Origin of the sequence: Bradyrhizobium sp. IAR9 (assembly GCF_013408065.1) — a bacterium.
Lineage (GTDB): Bacteria > Pseudomonadota > Alphaproteobacteria > Rhizobiales > Xanthobacteraceae > Bradyrhizobium.
On record NZ_JACBZW010000022.1, the window covers coordinates 1 to 20,759 of the forward strand.

The window sequence follows — 20,759 nt, forward strand, 5'->3', positions numbered from 1 at the left end:
ACCCGGATCGCGCTTCCCTCCGGCGTAAAATCAAGCGCGCTGGCTGGGACAACGCATTCCTCTTGGCCACCCTCAGCCATATGCGATAGCCCTGCGCTTGCGGGGGAGGGTTGGGGAGGGGGTGTCTCCACAATCGAGGACTCCCAAGAGGAGAGAGCCCCCACCCGGCACTTGGTGCCGACCTCCCCCGCAAGCGGGAGAGGTTGCACCGAGCTTGGTGCTTGATCATTCAACTCAAGCGACGCCACCTCACTCCACCGCCGCGTAAACCAGATCCCGCACCAGCGTTCGCGTGTAGTCGCGCTGTCCCGGCCCCTGGCTCATGAACACCGCGAACAGATCCTCCTTCGGATCGATCCAGAAGAACGTCCCCGCGATGCCGCTCCAGAAATATTGGCCGACGCTGCCGGGGAACGGCGCGATGCCGGCCTCGCGGCGCACGGCGAAGCCGAGGCCGAAACCGTGGCCGGGCGAGAGCAGGGTTCCGTTGGTCTGAACCTGCGGCCCGAGATGATCGGACGCCATCAGCTCCAGCGTCTTGCGGCCGATGATCCTGGCGCCGTCGAGCGTGCCGCCGTTGCGCAGCATCAGGCAGAAGCGAGCATAGTCCATCGTGGTCGAGACCAGGCCGCCGCCGCCGGACTCCATCGCCGGTGCTTCGTGCATGTTGAACAGCGCGACCTTGTCGCCGGTCCACGGATCGGCCGCGAATGGCTCGGCGAGCCTGCCCGCATTGGCCTCCGAGGTCGAGAAGCCGGTCTCGGCCATCTGCAGCGGGGCGAGCACGCGTTCGGTGAGGAACGTGCCGAGCGACTTGCCGCTGACGACCTCGATGATGCGGCCGAGGATGTCGGTGGAGCGGCTGTAGTTGAATTCCGCGCCGGGCTGGCAGACCAGCGGGAAGCTCGCCACCAGGGCGGCGTGCTCGGCGTTGGTGATCTTGCGGCTGCGGACGCGGGACTCCTGGTAGAGCCTGTGCACGGGGCCGGCGCCCTGGTGCTCGTAGGTCAGGCCCGAGGTGTGGCGAAGCAGGTCCTGCACGGTCATCGGCCGCGCCGGCGGCACCAGCTCCAGCTTGCCGTCCTTGACGATGCCGACCTGCTGGCTAGCAAATTCCGGGATGAACTTTGCGACGGCGTCGCTGAGCAGGAGGTGGCCGTCCTCGACCAGGGCCATGATGGCGACCGAGACGATCGGCTTGGTCATCGAGAAGATCCGGAAGATCGAATCCCGCGTCATCGGCGCCGCGGCCGCCGGGCTCTGCCGGCCGAGCGCCTCGAACCAGCCAACCTGGCCGCCCCTCGCCACCAGCACGGTGATCCCGGGAACGGTTCCCTTGTCGATCTCGCGCTTGAAGGCGTCCGACATGGCCTGCAGGCGCAGCCGCGACAGCCCGAGCGTCTCCGGCCTTGCCTCGGGCAAAGGCGGGGTGGAGGCTGCGATCGTGGCCTGTGAGGCGGCTGGAGCGGTCGCTGTGGCGGTCATGGGCACTCCCAGTTTGTTTTTGATTATCGGCAACGGACTGTGGCCCAGAAACCCCGGTACAAACAAGCGAAGCGGGCGCGGTTCACCCTTGCAAACCGGCCGTCGCCTGTGCTTGAAAGCGGCCCTGATCCTGGGGCGACCCGAGGTCTGTAGGAGTGTAGCTCAATTGGTAGAGCACCGGTCTCCAAAACCGGGGGTCGCAGGTTCGAGCCCTGCCACTCCTGCCAGTCAAATCAATCACTTAAGTCAGGTACTGGCAGGATAGGGACAAGGCGTCCCGCGGGCGAATCGCCACGCGCGAGTCCATCTCACCAGGCCTGAGCCCATCCGCTTGATGTCCGGGGTTGGCAGGCCAGGCGGCGCCTAGCGCGCCGGGGCCCGCTCCGCGTCGTCAGGAATCTGGCTGAGATCGACGTCCCGGATGGGAACGCGGCGCAGCAGCGAGACGATGGTGCCGCCGAGCTCGAAATAGGTACGCAGGCGCAGCGCACGGGACGAGCCCTTCAGCTCTGCGTTCAGGCTCACGGGCACCTGGACGTAGGTGAGGCCGAGCTGGAGCAGCGAGATCAACGCGCAGATCTGATAGCCGTAGCCGTCGGCCTTGACCGCGATCTGGCGCAGCCATTTCACGGGGTAGACGATCATGCTGTGATAGTCGGACAGCCAGAAGCCGAACAGGCAGTTCAGGATGAACCGAAGCGAATGCGACTGCAGCGAGCGGTTGACGGAGCGGTCCGACTGGTTGTCGCGATAGGTGATGACGAGGTCGGCGGCGCCCGCCGCCTTGAACATCCGGGCAACACCCTCGTTCTGAAAGGCGTGATCGCCGGGAATGAGCGTAATGGCATCGAATTTCGCGCGTGACAGGGCGTATTCGAAGCCGGCACCGACGCCTCGCGGCTGGGCGTTATGTTGCACGATGATGCGCGGCTCGCCGGCTGCGAACTCGTCCATGATCGCGCCGGTGGCGTCGGTGCTGCCGTCGTCGATCAGGAAGATCTCGAAATCGTCGAGCAGCTCGCGGGCGAGCGGCAGCACGCCGTCAATGGTGTCGGCGATCTTGTCCTGCTCGTTCAGTGCAGGGATGACGATCGTAAGCCGTTTTGCCGCCCTGGAAGGTGTCATCTCATGCCGCCCGTTGCCGGCCACTCATTACTGGTGGAACCCTGGCGCAACTCTAGGTCATCTGAACCAGGCGAACAATAAGGGGCCCGCAGATATGCCCTGCACAATCGGCACGAAACCGGCGATGTGTGTGATCCCGGCAACTATTCGGAAAAATCATAGAGGCTGGTATCGCCGATACCGAAGGCGCGGCGCAGCTGTCCGACGCGGCCTGCCATAGTCCGGCCCGCCGCCGTCGCTGCAAAATGTGAATCCACCGGTTCGACCAGGCCGCCGTCGACCAAGTTCCCAATTCGTCCCTGGAACAAATCTGGAACCTGCCGTTCGATGATCTCCGAAAGTGGAGCCCTCCGCCCGGGCCGGTCCAGGAGGCTGAGCAGAATGTCCAGGGAAACCGATTTGTACACTGCGCCAAACGCGAAGACGTAACCCATCACGCAAAAACCGAAAATCGACGCGGCGTCCCAATACTGAAATTGCGGGACGACGAGGATTCCAAGCATCACGCCGAGACCATGGGTGAGGATCGCGGCGATCGCAAGCAGGGTCACGGCGCCAAGCGACCATCCGCGAGCGCGGGCCATGAGCTGCAAGGCAGGCGCCAACAAGGCGAAGGTCACTGCGGCGAGAAATCCGACAACGAAGGACATCGTGGCCGCTCACCCAAGGCCCGTCGACAGACGAACGAGTTTGACGAGACGCGCGACCGCCACCCCCTTGGCCGTCGGAGCCAGCCTGCCGTCGGCCGTGATCACCATCCCCGCGCCGACCAGGAGCTTCAGGCGGTTGTGCGTGAAGGTGCCGAGATCTCCGCCCTGCATGTAGGCTACGGCCCATTGCTCCAGGGTGAGGGGACGCCCGGCTTTAACGAGTGCCGTGAGCAGCGTCAGCGTAAAGCCCCAGGCCAGCAGGCTGAACAGGATGTAGAAAAACATCATCGCGGTCGCGAGCAGGAACAGGCCGCCAAGCACGTCGTCATAACGGCGCTGACCGGGAAGCGCGAGACAGGCGATCGCGTAAAGGGCCAAGACGGTGATGCAGCCTAGCCGGAAGCGGCGGCCGGATCCGCCGGTGGCGGCGATGCGCGCGTAGCACAGCAACAGCAGCGGCAGCGCGACACTGAGACCAATCGCAGCGGCTTGCGCCGGGCCCGGGAGCATGTTCATTGCGGAAAATCGTCCCGGACGCCTCTCAGGCCCAGCCAGAGCGAAAGTCTATAAAAGGTCGCATTTTGCCGGTCAAGGGAGCCCATCATCCCGCCTTGCGGACGTCACGTGGGCGTGCGAATCCTGCCGGCGATGCCGTTCCTCCGTCCGAGATGTCCCCATTGCTGCGTGCGATAGTCGTCCTCCTCGTCGTGCTATTGGCTGCGCATGCGCCGATGCTCCTCAACGACGGTCTCTTCATGGACGACTGGCTGGTGCTCAAGCCGCGTCCCGACTATTTCATCAACATCGATTTCCTGCTGAACGGCGCCGGTCATCCGATCTTTTACAGCTACGACACGTTCGCGAACTGGACGGGCGCCCCCGTTGTCGTGATGGTCTCGCTGGCGATTGCTGGAATTGTCTTCGGCGCAATATCGCTCGCCCTGACCGCAACGCGTCTCGGTCTGCTCGACCGCTCCGAGGCGGTTGGGTTCGCGCTGATCGTCTGGACATATCCCGGCTATCAGCTGTGGGCGGGCAAGGCGAACGCGGTCTACGTCTTCAGCTTCGGACTGCTGTTCATCGGCGCATGGCTGTTGACGCTGGCCTTCAGCGCCCGCGGCCTGCGGCGCGTGCTGCTTCGCGTGGCCTGTGCGCTCGTGTTCCTGCTGGGCTTCGCACTCAACTCGACGATCGTGCTCTATGCCTTCGTGATGCTTGGTCTGTTCGTTGCAATATGGCGGGGCGGGAAGCCGACGGGCGGCTTGGTTCGCCGCACATGGCTCGCATCCTGGCGCTGCGCCCTGGGTTATCCGGAATTGATCCTGCTTCCTTTGATCTACTGGGGCACGCTCAATATCTGGTTCAAGCGGATCGGCGTGTACGCGCAGCACTATGATGCCCATTTCCCGACGCTCGGCGAGTTGGTGAAGGGATGGTTGGCATTCTTCATCACCGGCTACAGGGACGTCCTGGCCCACACGTTGCGCGCGGCGATCGCCGTCCCGGGGCTGTTCATTTTGGCGGCGGTGCTCGTCGGCATCGTCTTGCTGCTGCTGCGCGCCGACACGAAGCCGACCACGTCCAGACTTGCGATCGCCTTGCCGCTCGTGCTCGCCGTGGTCTTGTTCCTCGCATTGTCGTCGCCCTATCTGATCGCCGGCCTGCGGCCGTCGTCCACGCATTTCTACGAGAGCCGACATCTGCTGATGTTCGGTGTGCCTGCGGCGCTGGGGTTTCTCGCATTCAAGCGGCTGGCCGAACGTTGGACCAGTCCCAGCACCGCCTTTGCAGCCATATTTGGATCGGGCCTGATCATGTCGATCGGCATGCTGTGGAGCGACTACGTCTTCATGCAGGCGAGAACGCTGAAGCAGGAGGCCCTGACGCGCAACCTTGCCGGCCGCGACCAGCCCGCGGCGACGGTCTATGCGCTCGATGACGGCTTTTTCGACTACCCCTCACGGCATGTGCCGTTCGGCCTCGCCGAGGTCACCGGCATGCTGCGCCTTGCCTGGGGCAATCAGCCGTTCTTCGGATTTGCACTGCGGGCCGAACGACCCGACATCCTGCGGGGAATGGACGAGGCGCGGACGGCTCCCGGAAGCGCATTCCATCATTTCGATCCGACGGGGCCGCAGGCGACGATCTCGTTCCAGCCGGGCCCGGGGGCCGCACCGAACCAGACTTTGGTGCGGAAGTACTATGCGTGCCGGTTCCTTGCGCGCTGCGATGTTGGGGAGTTCCTGGCTCAACTTGCGCAGGTGACGATCAAGCTCGGGCCCATCGCGGGTGTCCTGCCGCTCGAGGGCGCAAGCAAGGATGCCGCGCCTAACCGCTAGCCCGCTGTTTCCAAACCGTCTCCGCAAGCGCGATGTCGGTCACTGAGTCCGCGCCGGAGGCCAAGGGGACGCCTCGCGCGGCGACGTCGGAAACGAAGGCGTCCGCCTGGCGCCGAAATGCCCAGCTCTTGTCGCCCGTCAGCCGCGTGCTCTGACCATCGTGATCGACGATGACCTCCGCCTCTTGCTCGGCGAAAGGTGGCGGCAATTCCAGGGTCACTGCGCCGCGCTCGAAATCGATCGTCAGCCCCTCGCGCCAGCTGCCCTCGGAGCCGTTCACGAGATCCAGCGTGCAGGCGATGCCGTCGAAGTCGAGCGTGATGCGCGCGGCACCCGAAATCTCGATCGCGCTTTCGGCGACCGTCGGCGACGATCCGAGCAGGTAGCGCGCAAGATTGATGATATGGCTGAAGACGTTCAGAAAATTATCGTAGCCGGGACGCATCGCGCGCGGCATCCAGTCGGGACCATCCTGCCAGAGTTCGATCCCGTCCGGTCGCGCTTCGCCGGTCATCACGAAATTGTCGTGCGACCGGCCCGTGTCGCCGCCGAAGCACCAGCCTTTTGCCAGGACGATGCGTCCGAGCGAGCGGTCTTCGCGCAAGCGCGTCAGCACCCGCAGCGCCCGTGCCACACCGGCATCGTGACGTTTCATGTAGCCGACGCTGTAGACGAGGTTTTGCTGCCGCGCGGCTTCGACCAGCGAAATGGCCTGGGCCGTCGTGTAGGCCATCGGCTTTTCCGACAGTACGTGCCGCCCGCTGTTCAACGCGTCCAGGACGATCGGGCCGGTGGCACGACGCTTCGTCACGACGACGACGGCGGACACCGCACTGTCCGCGAGCAGCTCCCGGTGCGTGCCGTAAACTTGGGGGATGCCAAACTTCTGCGCCGCGGCGGCAGCGAGGTCCGGCCGGAGATCGGCGATCGCGACGACGCGGCAGGCAGGATTGGCAGCGAAATTGGCGAGGTGGCACATCTGGCCGACCATGCCCGTTCCGATGATGCCAATGCCTGGCTTCACTGGCTAAGATCCTTTAGCGCTTCCGGATCACGAGGAAATGCGCCGGCTGTCCCCACGTGTTGATGAAGGCCGGATCCGCCTGGGTGAGGGCGGTAACTGCGGACACGTCCCGTCGCCCGATCGCGCCAAAGATGCGATGGAAGCTGTCGAGCGTCGCGATGATGGCTTCGATGTCGGCGGCATCGTCGGCGAGAACGTCTGTAGTCCGGATTGTCTCGCGCAGCGACGCAAGGCCCGCGATCACGCGCGGCAGGCTCGCGCCGAAGGGATCGTCGATCATGCGATCGACGTCGAGAACCAGCGCCTCGATCGATGCCGAGATCGCCTGCACGGCATCGGCCTTGCCGACCAGATAGAGCTTTCGTCCGCCGAGGAAGCTCAGGCGGCTGCGGTCGAGATGGCGCGTCGCGCGGTGCAGCTTCTCATCGCCGGACAGGACTTTCTTGTGCCAGTAGATGTCGAGGCTGTCGCGGTAGGCCGGCCATGCCGAATGAACGTCGAACCCCTGTTGATGCGCCGCCGCGCACAAGGTGGCCGCGTCGAGAAAGTAGCGATGCCGGACGAACGGATTTTCCAGCACGTCCATCAGCCAGGATTCGAAGCTGCGGGTGTGCGGAATGCTGTCCCACTTCGCCTCGAACAGCAGCTTCGCGGTTTCGAGCGGGGCGCGACCGGTCAATGCCTTGCCGGCCGCATGGATCGCCTTGAGCGCGAGCTCGAAGAAGCCGCCATAGCGCTCGTAATAGGATACGACGGCATAACCGTCCGGATTGAGCAGCCGATGGAAGATGCCGAGCCATTTTTCGCTCGGCTGCACCGTGTAGATGAAGCCCTCGGCATCGATCATGTCGAAGCGGCGATCGCTGCTGAAGCCCTCGACGTCGGCCAGTGCGAGCTCGCGGAGACGCTGGGTCAGGCCGAAATGTGCGAAGTAGGCCTGGATTTTCGGGTGTGCATGCCGGTTCGGCTCGGCGAGCGTCATGTTCGCGCCCCAACCGGCAAACACCAGCGCGTTCTCGCCGGAATCGGGACCGAATTCGAGCACATCGGCATCGCGGAACAGCCGCGGCGGCAGCACCAGCTTGTCCGAAAACAGCTCGCGCCGCTGGCTGGCGTAGGCCTCGAGCTCGGTGGACGACTTGAAATTCCCGAACGTCGGCAGAACATCCTGACGTTCGTAATAGTTGAAGAGCTTGTCCTCAGCCATGCCGCGACCCTGCGGCCGCCTCGAAACGGTCGAGCTCGCTCCAGATGTCGTTCGGCGCGAAGATCGAAACCATCTGCAGCGGACGCTTCACGCTCTCGCGCAGCCGGCTGCTGACCTTGGCCTCGTTCTCCTCGTTCACGGCCAGGAGACAGACGAGCGGACCCGGCTTGCCGGCGAGATCCTCGGGCGAGCGGATCGGAATGCCGGTGCCGGGCAGGAACAGCCCCTGACGCTCCTTCTGGTCGTCGACCGAGAGATCGACGAGATCCGCCAGCTCGTGGGCGTTGGTGAAGGTGCAGGCGCGGCAGCCAGCGCCGTAGATGGCAATCTCGGCGCCGTTGGCGCGGGCCTTCGCGAGAATCGGGCGGAGACGCGCGCCATACTCGCGTGCGCGCTGACCGAATTTCTCGCCGACGCCGGACGGCGCGGGCGGCGGCGTCACGGTGCCCTTGGCACGGCGGGCCGCGATCGCGAGGCTGCCGCCGCTGAAATTGTATTTCTTGACGGACACCGCCTCGAAGCCGTGACGCGCCAGCAGCGCGAGCAGGGTCGGTTCGGTGAAATAGCTGACATGCTCCTCCCAGAGAACGGAGAGGTCGCCCACTGCCGAGCCGGGTGCGAAATCCGGCACGTCGATGAACAGCAGGCCGTCGTCGCTGAGCGCGATCTTGACGCAGTCGAAGAAGTTCTCGAAATCGACCATGTGCTCCAGCACCTGGCGCGATATGACGAGGTCGAACTTGCCGGACTGAGCGACAGCATCGTGGGCCATCTCCGGGCTGAGCATGTCGGCATAGACCTTGATGCCGCGCTCGCGGGCGATCTTGCCCGACACCGGATTGGGCTCGACGCCGACCATGACCTTGGTGCCGCGCTCGCGCAGCTTGTCCATGAACAGGCCGTCGTTGCATCCGATCTCGAACACGGACTGGTGCTTGGAGAATTTCGCGATGGTGTCGAGCTCGTCCGCCTGATGCGGCTCCGGCTTCCAGCTGCTGAAATTGTAGTTGAACTGGCGGTACAGAATGTCGGGATCGATCGGCTTGACGATCTGGGGCAGGCCGCAATCGCCGCAAGCCAGCACCTCGAACGGATATCGTTCATCTTGCTCGTTTCGGCTATGCCGAAGCCGATGCGCAATCGGCATCAGTCCGAGGTCGATGACCGGACGCAGGTTGGTCGAATGGCAAAGGCGGCAATGGTCGGTCACGGGCTGTTCTCGCGTGTGGACAGATCTGACGAGGCGATTTTCACTGAAACCGAGGCGGCCGGCAATGACCTGTTCCAGCGCCGGATACGTTTGATAACCGGTGGGCCCCCTCCGGCCGCCGCCTCCTTAGTCGGGAGGTACCAGCCGGCGGGTGGTCTTGCAAGACATGCCGGCCCCGCTCCAAGGCGATCTCTGTGGGCCCATGTGCGGTTAGCTAGGCCAGAGCAGCGTGCAGTCAATGCCGCCTCTCGTACAGGGTCAAATTGCCCTTGGTCTCGACAGCCACATAATCTCGCTTGATGCGTTCCAGGGTTTCGCGGACGCGTGGAAGCGTGGCCCGAGTCTCTACGATATTGTCGTAGAACACCCGGTTTGCCGTGTTCATTGAGCGATCGACGTAATGTTCGTCAAAGGCCACCATGAGCGGCATGAAATAGGCCTCTGGAGCTCGATGAGCCTGTGCAAGATATGCCCAATCCATCATGGCGATCACCAGCACCCGTTCGCCGGGCTTCGAGTTGTCTTGGATGAACTTCGTCTCGGTCTCCGTGATCCGGCTAAAGTCCTCCTGCCACGTTTCGACAGAGGGAGACACGAACGGCCGCATCAGCAAGCTGGGATAATACACGTATGATCTCAGGCCGTAGGGGTGTGGATTGATTTTGTCCTGTACGAAGAGCAGTGCCGCAATCGTTGCAACGGCCACGCCAGCGCCGACGGCCTTCTTGAACGAGGGGCGCCAGGCCGCAGCGAATTGATGGGCCCACCAGGCCGCGACGATCACCAGCGGTAATGCGTTCTGGTGCCAGACTGCGTCCAACGTTCGGTTGACCCACTTGATCATCAGGGCGATGCCGATCATCGACAGCGCCAGGAGCACTCCTGCTACGAACCGATCCCGCGGAGAGTCAGACGACCGTGACAGCCGCATCGAGGCCCATCCGATGGTGATACATCCGATGACCTGAAGCGGAAGATCGTAGATCACGCTCCAGCTGAGGGTCCATTTGATCGGCGAACTTCCCCATCCCGTACCGTAGAGCACGAGTGGACGAAAGCACTCGATCAGGAAGGTCAATGAGAGGACGCGTGGTCCGAACAGCAGCAGACACAACAATATTGCTGCCGCGATCGACGTGATGAAAAAAACGAATGCGTTGCGATAATTCAGAAAACCCCCGGCAATCGCTGCGACGCAAGTGCCTGTCACGAGAAAGAACAGCCCAATCTCGGTTTGCCAGAGCAGCGAGAGGGCGCACAGGATGGCCGACACGATCAACCATCCCGGATGCTTGGGATCGGCGCTGTGCAGACCGATTGCCAACACGAAGACGATCAGCAACGGAAACCGCGTGGGATAGGCCGAAGGCGAGTAGAAGTGATTGGTGGTGGAGAATGCCAACACAGCGAGGGCCGTGACGATGCCGATCGCGAGGAGTCTCGATCTAACCAAGTACGCCAGAAGGAAGTAGGCCTGAATATACACCGCAAGCGTGATCGCGATGTTCAATCCGACCGCTCGCATGGCCGCGGATTTCCAGCCATCTCCCATGATCAGGTGGAAGAACCAGCCAAGCGCTGGGCCATAATGCGAATGGTAATCCAATCCCGGAATAAGGCCCGGTGTATAGCCGTAGAGGGCAGGCCCGATGAAGTAACTGACCTTGTGGGACTCCTCTCGCACGACCGAGGTCACGCGTTCGAGGTCGGACGGTATCAGGAGCAGGGCAAGGAATGCGACCGGAAGCAGATCGATCAGCCCCACAGCGAATGGGACACCGGTCGAAGATTTTACGGGCGGAAAGTAAGTATTGGCCCGTCGATTAATTCCGACCGTGACGGCTGCGACCGCGAGAATGATCAGCGTGATCGCGAAGTTGCTACGATCATTAGCGGCATGGAGAGCAAGGTAGACCAATCCCGCCGTGATCGTGCTCAGCGCGATTGAACCGGACGATCGATGCGACGTGTACAATGCGGCCGCCGCGGCAATCGGTGCGCACAGGAAGAAGGACCCATAGAAAGCCTTCTTGCATACGTCACAGTTCTTCTGGGCCGCTGTCAGGTCGAAGGCGTCGTCGAAGTTCCATTGAAATGCCGGAAGGTGATTTTTCAACAGCAGCAGCGCCACGTAGGCTACGGCGCAACCAAGGAGAGCGGCTACAACTGCTCTCGCGGCGATCGAGTATTCCCTGGTGTACTGCACTAGAGCGTTCCGGCGCCCGCAACGGCAACTAAATCGGTAATTCTCAAGTTCTTTGAAATCACGCCTAGCCCCCAATTGCCCGCCGGGCAATAATTCACGCGTTTACCATCACAGGCTTAGCCGAGCAATCCCACCAGCTAACGGTTGAGACTGGATGTTGCATCCCTGCGTTTGCGACGGCCATGACCAATTGTCGAAGGTCATCTCAGCCGACAAATTGAATTCGCCTCGAGCGGGGCAGCTGCTCGGCCGTCCGATCGTCACGGCGCGCCTGCGGAAGACGGCTGCGAGAACGATCAGCCTCAAGCAGATCGCCGAGCAGGATCGGACAGTCGGCCCAGCCGTGCCCGAGGCGTAGGAAAAAGATGCGCTTGAGCCACGGTCAAACCGGTGCAGCGTCGGTCCGTTCGGACCAGGCTTGGTTCGTGAAGTGGGCCCGTTCCGGCGAGACCATCCACACCAACCCACCGGAAAGCCCTAAGATCAGGCCGCACAGCCCTAACAAAACTGATATCGCGAGGGCCTTGTCGGCCGCGAGCCCCGCCAAGCTGAGGGCAGCAACCATCGCGCCTTCGCGCAAGCCCCAACCTCCGATCGATATCGGGGCCGCGGACGATAGAATAACAAGCGGAATGAGAACGAACGCATCCAACGCGGACAGTTCCGCCCCCAGTCCGATGGCAAGGACATAGCAGGCCGCAACATTGATCAAGGGAATGGAGATGGCGGATCCGATCAACGCTCCGCGTCCTTCGGTCGCCAGTAGAGGAACCCTGATAAGCATTGCGGAGCGTATGAGCTTGGCCGGAAGGGCGCCGGTCACGCGCGACGGCCACCAATTCAGTGTGAGCAAGGTGATTGCACCGAGGCACGCGGCTGATAAGAAGCCCAGAACGGCGAACAGGAGCGAGCCCTCGCTGGTCCGCGAGAGCAGGAACGGCATTCCCGTCAATATGACGAGACCGAGCGCCAGCAGCGCCAGGAAACGATCGGCCACGATGCTGCCGATCGTCTGCGACCATTGCACGCCATTCCGCCGCAGCATCCAGATCCGGACCGCGTCGCCGCCTGCGGGCAGCACCTGATTGAAGAAGGTGCTGATGATGAGAATGCGCCAGCCGGCCAGCCATCCCAGGGGGACGCTCATGGCGCGGAGGATCAGGATCCAGCGGTGGCAGAGAACGAAGGTCTGGGCGAACAGCAGCAACACCGCAAGCGCGAGCATGTTCAAGTTGACCGCGAGAAGATCGGCTTTCAGGGACGACAAGTCCTGGCTGCGCAAGAGCAATACCAGGATCCCGATCGACACCGCGAACTTGACCAGGGTAACCAGTGCTTTTGCAGGCGGCTTCATCGTCTGGTTTCGTCCTCGATCATTCACGGCGGGATCGTCGAGCAGCGAGTGTGGTCGAAATCTATTGTCTCGCCAGATGCTCCGCGGCGAGTGCGCCAATCCGTGTGACGTAGCGTTGGACCTCGGCAGCGTCGCCGCCATCGGGGGCCCAGTCAGGAAATGCCGTGCGTAAGGGATCAAACGGGCCGGCGGTGGTTTCGTGGAACACCAGCCATTCCGAGGTGATCAGGATCGAGTGGAAGACTTTTTCGGGCATCCGATAATAGCAGCGCTTGCTCTGGCCGTAGGGCGCCATCTCGAGTACGTCGCGAATGCGGCCGTCATCCTCGAAGATCACGACCTGCGCAGTGCCCTCGATCACGTGAAACGATTCAGGTTTGCCAAAATGCTTATGCGGCCGGACATAGGCCTCGCGATGATGCACGATCAGCATCTCGTGCAGGCTGGACGCGGGATCGGGGTGCGTGCACAGCCGGCTGCGCAGACGCGGGTTACCGGCGGCGATGCGTTTCAGCTCCGCGATCGTGGCGTCATCCGCCGTGACGATGGCGTCGTCCGAATAATACACTTCCGGATTCTGCGCGCGCAGCGACGTCGGCCGGCGCAGGCCGGCTTCATTCGAAGAAGATGAACCCATGGTCGCCCCGATAGCCGCATTTGTCGTAGATCCACGCCCAGGTTTCCGGGCCGTGGAAGCTCAGGCAGGTGAGCTGCCAGTAGAGGAGGTTCGCCTTCTCGCGCTCGTTGCGGAATGATTCCACCATCAGATATTTCGAGGCGCCACGCCCGACGCGCTCGATCTCCGACACCGCGCGGAACACGTCCTCGAGCGGAAGGTTGTGCAGCACGCCGAGCGACACCACGAGGTCGAAGCTGTGATCGGGGTAGGGGAGCTCGACGGCGCTGCCGACCTTCAGCAGCGGCCGCACCTCCTCCTTGGCGTTGGCGATGCCGTAGTCGGAGATGTCGATGCCGGCGATCTTGAGGTCGGGGACGAGCTGAGTGAACTCGTAGAGCAAATAGCCCTTGCCGCAGCCGACGTCGAGCACGCTCATGCCGGGCTTGATGCCGTAGCGATCGATCAAGGTCTGGGCGAGCGGGCGCCAGCGTCCGTCATAACGATAGCCGCCATAGCCGTAGCGCCGGTCGCCATCCCAGTAGTCCTGTCCCCATTGCCGCGCGACGGTGGCGGATTCCGCCTTGTCGTGCTCGATCACGCGCTGAACGTAGTTCCGCCTGGTCGATGCGTGCATCGGTTGGAGCAGGTTGATCTCGCTCATGGGGCCCAACCGGTCCGCGGCATCGTCACAGGATCGTGGCGTATTTATTGACCAGCAGGATGTCCTCGACGGTCTGGATGTCCTTCTGCGACGACAGCGTAATCTCCTCGACGGCGGCGTGGAGGTCGCAGCCCTCGCGCAGCACGCGGTCGTAGATCTGCCGTCGCCGTGCCTCGTCGGGCGGCAGCATGAAGATGCTGTAGAGGATCAGGCCATTCAGGCGGGGCAACTCGTCCAGGATGTCCTCGAGCACCATGTAACTGCCGGGCATGATGTGCTCGACGGCGCTCAGCAGAAATTGCAGGTTCTTCCGCCGCGCGTAGTCGCGGATCACGATGTTCTGGACGTGCTGCGGGGTGCGGCTGCCGTTAAGCGGCCGCGCGCCGATGTAGCCGCGATGGCCGGCTCGCTCAGCCATGGAAGCCTCCCGGCAGCTTGTATTGCATGCCGACCCGCGTCGCCGGGCGCAGCAGGATCGGCTCGAAGAACTCGCCGAAGCGCTTGTCGGCGTAGGGCGACATGATGCTCTTGAACCGGCAGTTCATGCTCCAGCGCGTGCCGGGCTCTTCGTTGACGCGATTGCCGTGCATCAGGGTCTGGTTGAACAGCATCACGTGACCGTAGGGAATCTCGATGAAGGTCGCGTGCGGCTTGATCGTCTTGTACAGCTCCTCGGCGCTGCGCAGGCTTGCCATTCGGTCCTGCATGTCGCCGTTGAGCGACGGCGGCAGCAGATACATCGCCTTGGTGTGGTGGACGTCCACAAGCGGCACCCACACCACGACCTCGAACGGCGAGTCGCCCGACCAGACGTCGGAATGGGTGGCGAGCAGCGAGGAATCGTCACCGGGCATCTGGATGCTGAGATTGACGCGGCGCTGCATGCACAGCTCGTTGCCGACGATGGTCTCGATCGTCGAGCGCGCCAGGCGGAAATAGGTCGGCCGGAACCACGGCTCGGCGTTGAGGCCGTTGAAGACGTGCAGCCGCAGGCCGTTGAGATCGTCCACGCTCACCCGGGTGTGGATGCTGTCCAGCATCGCATAGGGATCATTGCTGTGCGGCAGCTTCAAATAGTCCGCCGCCAGCTCGGCGGCGCGCCGCTGGATGCGGTCGAGGCCGGCGCGATCATCGGCAGGCGTTGTGACGAAGCCGTTGTCGATGAAGCGCTGCGCCAGCGCCTGCTCATCGGCCTGAAGGAAGTCGGTATCCGTCATGCAAAATACTCCCGGGCGGTCGCGCAGATATAGCTGATATCGGCGGCCGACAGGAACTGGTTAATGGGAAGCGTGAGGATCTGGTCCGCCTGCCGCTCGGTCACCGGGAACGCGCCGCGGCCTTGCCCCAGATGCGCCGCGGCAGGCTGCAAATGGATCGGGACCGGATAGTGGATCGCGGTCTCGATGCCCTTGTCGGCCAGATATTTCTGGAAGTCGTTGCGGCGGTCGGTCTGCACCACGAATGTGTGGAAGGTGTTGAACTCGATGTTGCGGCAGGGCGGAATGAACAGAGGGAGCCCGGCAAGCTCGGCGCGGTATTGCGCGGCGTTGCGCCGCCGGCGTTCGATCACGGAGGGCAGGTGACGCAGGCGAATGCGCAGCACCTCGGCCTGCAGCGTGTCGAGCCGCGATACGATGCCCCACTCCTGGACGTCGCTGCGGTTGATGAGCCCGTGATTGCGAAGGCGGCGGATGCGTGCGGCCATCTCGGCGTCGGCCGTGACGAGGAAGCCGGCATCGCCTGCGGCATTGAGATTCTTGAGCGGATGGGCGGAGAAGCAGCCGAACGTGCCGATGGTGCCGCTCATCCGGCCGTCATAGGTCGAGCCGACCGCCTGGGCGCTGTCCTCGATCACGGCGAGCGCGTTCTTGTCCGCGATCGCCATCAGCGGGGTCATGTCGGCCATGCGCCCGGTCAGGTGCACCGGCATGATCGCCTTGGTGCGCGACGTGACGGCGGCTTCGACCGCGGCGGGATCGATGTTCTGGTCCGGCAGCACGTCCGCAAACACAGGCGTGGCGCCGACCGCGATGATCGCGGCGGTCGATGCCACGAACGAATTCGGCGGCGTGATCACCTCGTCGCCGGGGCCGATGTCGAGCGCCCGCAAGGCGAGGATCAGCGCGTCGGTGCCGGAATTCAAAGTCACGACATGGGGCGAGCCGAGATAGGCGGACAATTCCTCCTCGAGCTTTCCGACCGCTGCGCCCCCGATGAAGTCGCCGCGGGAAAACACGCCCTCGACCGCCTGCATGATCTCGGCGCGCTCTTCCTCGAACTGGGCGGGAAGATTGACGTAACCGATGCGCCGGCGGCCGGTGTCAGCGTCCATGGCAGAACTTCCTGACGGTCTCGATGACACGGTCCTGTTGTGCGCGCGTCAGATGCTGGTCGACGGGGAAGCTGATGACTTCCTTGGCGTGGCGGTCGGTGACCGGGAAGGTGCCGGGCGCGTAGCCGAGATGCTTGAGGCCTTCCTGCTGATACAGCGGGATTGGATAATGGATCTTGGCCTCGATGCCGTTGTCCAGGCAGTATTGGTAGAGCTCGTCGCGGCGTTCGGCGAACACCATGTAGAGATGGTAGACGTGCTTCACATTGGGCCGGCGCGGCGGGACGCGCAGGCCGGGCAGGCCGGCAAGGCCCGCATCGTAATAGGCCGCGTTCTCGATCCGGCGCCGCGTGATCTCGCTGGTCTGGCCGATCAGCCAGTTGCCGACGACGGCCTGCAAGGAATCGAGCCGCGAATTGCAGCCGAGGATCGCGATCTCGTCGCGGTTCTTCATGCCGTGGTTGCGGATCAGGCGGAGCTTCTCGTTCATGCCGTCGTCATTGGTGACGACGACGCCCGCATCGCCCCAGACGTTGAGGTTCTTGAGCGGATGCAGCGAGAAGCCGGCGGCGATGCCGTGGGTGCCGGAGCGCTTGCCCGCAAACTCCGACAGGATGCCCTGGCAGGCATCCTCGACGACGGGGAGATTGTGGCGCTGCGCGATCGCCATCAGCTTGCCCATGTCGGTGACCTCGCCGGTCAGCTGAACCGGCATGATCGCTTTGGTCTTTTTGGTGATCGCGGCCTCGACCTGGTCGACGTTCATGCAGAAGGAATCGTCGCAGTCGACCAGCACCGGCGTCGCGCCGGTTTCCGCGATCGCACCGACGGTAGCGATGAAGGTGTTGGCGGCGGTGATGACCTCGTCGCCATGACCAATGCCGAGCGCCTTGAGCGGCAGCTTGAGCGCGTCGGTGCCGGATCCGACGCCGATGGCGTGGCGCACGCCGATCAGCTCGGCAAAGCGCTTCTCGAATTCGGCGACGGGCTTGCCAAGGGTGAAGTCACCGGTCGCAACCAGCCGGCCGATCTCGGCCAGGATCGGAGCGGGGTCGGAGAATTGCTCGAGCAGATAGGAATATCGAACGTCGTACATGTGACCCGTCAGGTGGAATGAAGTTGAGGAGCGGAGGTGCGCGACGCCGCGAGCGCGTGCTCGATCGAGGTCGCGATGGCGTTGGGCGCGAGGCCGTGCTTCTTCAGCAGCGAGTCCTGCGAGCCGTAATTGTGCATGAAGCGGTCCGGCAGCGACAGCCGCAGCATCGCGGGCAGGCCGGAGCCGAGCTTGTCGATCAGCGTCTCCGCAACCGCGCTGCCGAGGCCGCCGGAGGGCACGTGCTCCTCCAGCGTTGCCACGAGCTTGATGCCGCGGATCGCCTGCAGCAGCGCTTCGGTGTCGAGCGGCTTCACCGTATGCATGTGCAGGATGCCGGCGCGAATGCCTTGCGCGGCTAACAGGTCGGCTGCGGCGATGGCGCGCTGGAGCATGATGCCGGTGGTCACCATGAGGACGTCGCCCGGCGGGCGCATCAGGATGGCCTTGCCGATCTCGAAGCCGTGCTCGGCCTTCGAGACGACGGCGTCGCCGCCCTTGCCGAGCCGGATGTAGATCGGTCCGGTCCAGTCGAGCGTCTTGTCCATCATCCGCGCGGCCTCGTCGGCGTCGCACGGGCAGACCACCGTCATGTTCGGCAGCGCCCGCATGATGGCGATGTCCTCGATCGCCTGGTGGGTGGGACCGAGCGGCGCGTAGACCAGCCCGCCGCCATTGGCGATCAGTCGCACCGGCAGATTGTGCAGACAGAGATCGACGGCGACCTGCTCGTAGCAGCGGCGGGTGAGGAATGTCGCGATGGTATTGACGTAAGGCACGAAGCCTTCCATCGCGAGACCGGCCGACATGCCGATGATGTGCGCTTCCGAAATGCCCTCGATCAGATGGCGCTTGGGAAACTCCTTGCTCATCGCACGCAGCGTGCCGGCGCCGGGATCGGAGCCGATGTAAAGCACACGCTCGTCGCGCGCGGCGAGCTTGTGGACCATGTTCATCGCGGTGTTGCGCATGGGGAGCCGATCAAAAATCGCCGACGGCGACGCGGATGGCGTCGAGCTCGCTGTCGGACAGCTTGTTCTTGTGATGCCAATCGGCGTTGGATTCCGCGGCCGGCAGACCCTTGCCCTTGACGGTATGGCAGATGATCGCGGTGGGCTTGCCCGGCACGGCGGGGACCTGCTTCAGGACGGTGCGCAGGGCGCCGACGTCGTGGCCGTTGAGCTCCTGCACGGCAAAGCCGAAGCTGCGCCATTTGTCCGCGAGCGGCTCCAGCGGCAGGACGTAGTCGGTGGGCCCATAGCTCTGGAGCTTGTTGTAGTCGATCATCGCGACCAGATTATCGAGCCCGTGCTTGGCCGCGCCCATGGCGGCCTCCCACACCGATCCCTCGTTGATCTCGCCGTCGCCGAGCAGGACAAAGGTCCGGTAATTGCGCTCGCGCATGCGGGCGGCGAGCGCAAGGCCGACGCCGATCGACAGGCCGTGCCCGAGCGCGCCGGTCGACGCCTCGACACCCGGCACCATGCCGTATTCGGGATGTCCGCCCAAGATACTGTCGGAGCCGCAAAAGCCGTCGAGCTCCGACAGCGGGAAGAAGCCGCGATCGGCGAGCAGCGCGTAGAGCGCGAGACAACCGTGTCCCTTGCTGAGGATGGCGCGGTCGCGTTCGGGATCGCGCGGGTTGTTCGGATCGATCCGCAGGATGTCGTCGTAAAGCACGCGGACCATTTCGATCAGCGACAGGGCCGGACCGACATGGCCGCGTCCGGCCGAACGGACAGAACCAAGGACCAGGCGGCGCAAATAGAGACTGCGCTCGTCAAGCGTGCAGGTGAGGGCGGCTTCAGCGTGGGGTGAGATCTGGATCACGTTGGCAAATCGTTTGATGAAGCCGGCGTGCTTTGTCGAGCTGACCGGCAAGGCGGACCGTCAGATCGCCACCTTGCGCAGCCAAGGCGCGCCGGGAGCGGCTTTCGGGCAAATAAGCATTCAGGACAATCAGGCACCAAATCGCCCCGAACACAGGATACAGTACGTCACGGCGGATCGCAAACGCGTCATCCCTAGCCGCGAAGGCTTGCGTGAGCCGTTCGATGAGGCGATTCGCGCCTGTTGCGGGCAGATCGCTGCCGGGGTGGATCGCGGTATCGGACAGCAGTTTGACCGGATCGTCCCAGCCGAAATATTCGAAGTCGATGAAGCGCAGGCGGCCGTCTTCGCCGCGCAGGGCGTTGTGCAGTCCGAAGTCGGACGGGCTCAATGCGCGATGCGCGGGCAAGAGGTCCGCTGCGGGATCCCACCCTAGTTCCGCATAACGCTGGCGGAGCCTTCGGATGGCGACGGCCGTGCTGGGAACCAGGCTGCCGTCGATGAACGTACGCAGCTCGGGGTGATCCTGCGACTCACGCGTCAACCCGTCGAGGCGCTGCTCGTACTGGGCGATGGCTTCCTCGGGCGAAAAGATGCTGGCTGACGCGTTCCGCAAGGTCTGCGCACCTTCGGCGTCGCGCAGCTTCTGCAATTCGATCAGGAAATCGGCCAGCTGGTCGGCGTCGCCGCCCTGGGGATGCAGCACCGCCGCGTCACCGTCGAACCATTGATACAGCGCGCAAAACGCATCGGTGTCCTTTGCAATCGGCCGTGGCGTCGACGCGATGCCGTGGCGCGACAGGAACGTGAGCGCGTCATATTCCTGTCCCAGCCGATCGCGGCCGTCCGACGGATAGTGCTTGAGGGCGAGGGGCGGTCCTTCCGCCATCTCCAGCCGAAACACCCTGTTGTTGCCGCCGGACCGCGCCGGCTGGGCTGCCGCGACCGTTGTTCCGGCAAGGCGGCTGCCGATCGAGATCGCATCCGCTGCGCTGATGTCCGGCTCGCTCATGCCGCAAACACCTCGTCGCGGATGCCGGCCCATGTCGCGATCGGCTTGCAATGTTCGGGGTGCGGGGACTGCGAACGCGTGAACAGGATCGATCGCGTGCCCTTCGGGAAATGCGGCTGCTCGAAGACCTCGACGAGATCGTCGATGAAGATGTCCAGCTCCAGGCTCGCGAGCCTGTCGACCTTGGCGGCCATCGTGTCCTCGAAATAAACATCGCCGCTGGCCACCGCCGCCGCAGCAGCGTCGATGAGACCGGCGCCACGCAGCCAGCCGCGTGCGGCTTCGCGCAGGTCGGTATGGTCGGGGTCCTGATGACCGTATCTGGTCTTGTGGCTGACGATGCACACCTTGGCGCCGGCCTGTCTGCACGCCGCGAGGAATTCCAGCACGCCCGGATAGATCTCGGCGCCGCCAATGCCCTTGCCGTAGACGAAGCCTTGCAGGCCTTGCCAGGCGAGCTCGCCACCCGTGCGGGACCGCAGATAATCCCGCACATCGTTCTTCAGCCCAACCCAGCCCTCCGGCACCAGGCCACGCTGGTGCGCGACGGCGGCAAAGACCTTATCGTAGCAGATGATCGTGTTGTCGAAATCGATGCCGATCCGCACGCCG

20 protein-coding genes and 1 tRNA gene are annotated in these 20,759 nt (G+C 63.7%); 2 read left to right on the forward strand and 19 right to left on the reverse strand.

Features of this window, described 5'->3' with window-relative positions:
- Positions 1 to 249: 249 nt before the first annotated feature.
- On the reverse strand, positions 250 to 1,485 hold the full coding sequence (locus GGD67_RS36885; RefSeq protein WP_179739808.1) for a serine hydrolase: 1,236 nt from the start codon (positions 1,483 to 1,485) through the stop codon (positions 250 to 252).
- 151 nt (positions 1,486 to 1,636) lie between these two features.
- Here GGD67_RS36885 and GGD67_RS36890 point away from each other — a divergent pair.
- A tRNA-Trp gene (locus GGD67_RS36890) sits at positions 1,637 to 1,712 on the forward strand.
- A gap of 136 nt (positions 1,713 to 1,848) precedes the next feature.
- On the opposite strand, the gene GGD67_RS36895 is transcribed toward GGD67_RS36890, so the two are convergent.
- The 3 genes from GGD67_RS36895 to GGD67_RS36905 all read right to left on the reverse strand — a co-directional run bounded on the left by GGD67_RS36895 (position 1,849) and on the right by GGD67_RS36905 (position 3,776).
- Positions 1,849 to 2,610 carry a glycosyltransferase family 2 protein gene (locus tag GGD67_RS36895; RefSeq protein WP_179739810.1) on the reverse strand — a complete coding sequence of 254 codons (762 nt, stop codon included), beginning with the start codon at positions 2,608 to 2,610 and terminating at the stop codon, positions 1,849 to 1,851.
- A gap of 143 nt (positions 2,611 to 2,753) precedes the next feature.
- Complete coding sequence (locus GGD67_RS36900; RefSeq protein WP_179739812.1) at positions 2,754 to 3,260, reverse strand: hypothetical protein; 507 nt, start codon at positions 3,258 to 3,260, stop codon at positions 2,754 to 2,756.
- 9 nt (positions 3,261 to 3,269) lie between these two features.
- Entirely contained in the window at positions 3,270 to 3,776 is a 507-nt protein-coding gene (locus GGD67_RS36905; protein WP_179739815.1) for a hypothetical protein, read from the reverse strand.
- A 152-nt stretch (positions 3,777 to 3,928) separates the two neighbouring features.
- On the opposite strand from GGD67_RS36905, the gene GGD67_RS36910 reads away from it, so the two are divergent.
- Positions 3,929 to 5,599, forward strand: a complete 1,671-nt coding sequence (locus GGD67_RS36910) for a hypothetical protein (RefSeq protein ID WP_179739817.1) — start codon at positions 3,929 to 3,931, stop codon at positions 5,597 to 5,599.
- On the opposite strand, the gene GGD67_RS36915 is transcribed toward GGD67_RS36910, so the two are convergent.
- The 15 genes from GGD67_RS36915 to GGD67_RS36985 all read right to left on the reverse strand — a co-directional run bounded on the left by GGD67_RS36915 (position 5,589) and on the right by GGD67_RS36985 (position 20,755).
- Positions 5,589 to 6,623, reverse strand: coding sequence for a Gfo/Idh/MocA family protein (locus tag GGD67_RS36915; protein WP_179739819.1), 1,035 nt, complete (start codon positions 6,621 to 6,623; stop codon positions 5,589 to 5,591). The two genes, GGD67_RS36910 and GGD67_RS36915, sit on opposite strands and share 11 nt — an antisense overlap.
- Positions 6,624 to 6,636: 13 nt before the next feature.
- Positions 6,637 to 7,830, reverse strand: a complete 1,194-nt coding sequence (locus GGD67_RS36920) for a class I SAM-dependent methyltransferase (RefSeq protein ID WP_179739821.1) — start codon at positions 7,828 to 7,830, stop codon at positions 6,637 to 6,639.
- The gene (locus tag GGD67_RS36925) at positions 7,823 to 9,040 is read right to left on the reverse strand and encodes a class I SAM-dependent methyltransferase (RefSeq protein WP_179739823.1); all 1,218 of its coding nucleotides are present in this window, start codon (positions 9,038 to 9,040) and stop codon (positions 7,823 to 7,825) included. Before GGD67_RS36925 ends, GGD67_RS36920 begins: the two co-directional genes overlap by 8 nt.
- A 235-nt stretch (positions 9,041 to 9,275) precedes the next feature.
- On the reverse strand, positions 9,276 to 11,246 hold the full coding sequence (locus tag GGD67_RS36930; protein ID WP_179739825.1) for a hypothetical protein: 1,971 nt from the start codon (positions 11,244 to 11,246) through the stop codon (positions 9,276 to 9,278).
- A gap of 382 nt (positions 11,247 to 11,628) precedes the next feature.
- Positions 11,629 to 12,600 carry a lysylphosphatidylglycerol synthase transmembrane domain-containing protein gene (locus GGD67_RS36935; RefSeq protein ID WP_179739827.1) on the reverse strand — a complete coding sequence of 324 codons (972 nt, stop codon included), beginning with the start codon at positions 12,598 to 12,600 and terminating at the stop codon, positions 11,629 to 11,631.
- A gap of 61 nt (positions 12,601 to 12,661) precedes the next feature.
- Positions 12,662 to 13,237: a WbuC family cupin fold metalloprotein gene (locus tag GGD67_RS36940; protein ID WP_179739829.1), complete on the reverse strand. Its 576-nt coding sequence runs from the start codon at positions 13,235 to 13,237 to the stop codon at positions 12,662 to 12,664.
- Entirely contained in the window at positions 13,215 to 13,880 is a 666-nt protein-coding gene (locus tag GGD67_RS36945; protein ID WP_179739831.1) for a class I SAM-dependent methyltransferase, read from the reverse strand. The genes GGD67_RS36940 and GGD67_RS36945 overlap by 23 nt, the downstream gene beginning before the upstream one ends.
- Before the next feature lie 25 nt (positions 13,881 to 13,905).
- The gene (locus GGD67_RS36950) at positions 13,906 to 14,298 is read right to left on the reverse strand and encodes an LIC12192 family sporadic carbohydrate cluster protein (RefSeq protein WP_179739833.1); all 393 of its coding nucleotides are present in this window, start codon (positions 14,296 to 14,298) and stop codon (positions 13,906 to 13,908) included.
- Positions 14,291 to 15,097 carry a sporadic carbohydrate cluster 2OG-Fe(II) oxygenase gene (locus GGD67_RS36955; RefSeq protein ID WP_018322239.1) on the reverse strand — a complete coding sequence of 269 codons (807 nt, stop codon included), beginning with the start codon at positions 15,095 to 15,097 and terminating at the stop codon, positions 14,291 to 14,293. The genes GGD67_RS36950 and GGD67_RS36955 overlap by 8 nt, the downstream gene beginning before the upstream one ends.
- Entirely contained in the window at positions 15,094 to 16,212 is a 1,119-nt protein-coding gene (locus tag GGD67_RS36960) for a DegT/DnrJ/EryC1/StrS aminotransferase family protein (RefSeq protein WP_179739835.1), read from the reverse strand. Before GGD67_RS36960 ends, GGD67_RS36955 begins: the two co-directional genes overlap by 4 nt.
- The gene (locus GGD67_RS36965; protein WP_028141025.1) at positions 16,202 to 17,308 is read right to left on the reverse strand and encodes a DegT/DnrJ/EryC1/StrS aminotransferase family protein; all 1,107 of its coding nucleotides are present in this window, start codon (positions 17,306 to 17,308) and stop codon (positions 16,202 to 16,204) included. The genes GGD67_RS36960 and GGD67_RS36965 overlap by 11 nt, the downstream gene beginning before the upstream one ends.
- Positions 17,309 to 17,316: 8 nt before the next feature.
- Positions 17,317 to 18,276 carry a transketolase family protein gene (locus GGD67_RS36970; RefSeq protein WP_179739837.1) on the reverse strand — a complete coding sequence of 320 codons (960 nt, stop codon included), beginning with the start codon at positions 18,274 to 18,276 and terminating at the stop codon, positions 17,317 to 17,319.
- Between the two features lie 10 nt (positions 18,277 to 18,286).
- Positions 18,287 to 19,135: a transketolase gene (locus tag GGD67_RS36975; RefSeq protein WP_018322243.1), complete on the reverse strand. Its 849-nt coding sequence runs from the start codon at positions 19,133 to 19,135 to the stop codon at positions 18,287 to 18,289.
- The gene (locus tag GGD67_RS36980) at positions 19,110 to 20,147 is read right to left on the reverse strand and encodes an aminoglycoside phosphotransferase family protein (RefSeq protein ID WP_246784516.1); all 1,038 of its coding nucleotides are present in this window, start codon (positions 20,145 to 20,147) and stop codon (positions 19,110 to 19,112) included. Before GGD67_RS36980 ends, GGD67_RS36975 begins: the two co-directional genes overlap by 26 nt.
- On the reverse strand, positions 20,144 to 20,755 hold the full coding sequence (locus GGD67_RS36985; protein ID WP_246784515.1) for a hypothetical protein: 612 nt from the start codon (positions 20,753 to 20,755) through the stop codon (positions 20,144 to 20,146). The genes GGD67_RS36980 and GGD67_RS36985 overlap by 4 nt, the downstream gene beginning before the upstream one ends.
- Positions 20,756 to 20,759: the final 4 nt, after the last annotated feature.